Annotated in this window: 1 pseudogene; it reads left to right on the top strand. The window is 63.3% G+C overall.

The window, feature by feature from the left end:
• Positions 1 to 229: pseudogene (locus SB765_RS34560) on the top strand (group II intron reverse transcriptase/maturase); the annotation flags it as partial.

Raw genomic sequence — 229 nt, 5'->3', positions numbered from 1 at the left:
CGTAATGCAGAAATTTCCCACAGCGGAAACTGTCATCCCGAGTCCCGGCCAGAAGCCGAGGGTGATGCCTGGCAGTGCAAAGGTATCGACGGCGTCAGTGGCGTGGACGAACGCGGAGCCGGACACGCTGATGGAGCGGGTGCTTGCACCGGCCAACCTCAGGCGTGCGTATAAGCGCGTAGTCAGCAACAAGGGGGCGCCGGGTGCCGATGGCATGACGGTCGCTGAC

Origin of the sequence: Pseudomonas sp. SIMBA_067, assembly GCF_046534675.1 — a bacterium.
In the GTDB taxonomy this organism is placed as follows: domain Bacteria; phylum Pseudomonadota; class Gammaproteobacteria; order Pseudomonadales; family Pseudomonadaceae; genus Aquipseudomonas; species Aquipseudomonas putida.
This window is presented reverse-complemented; position numbering and strand designations above follow the sequence as displayed.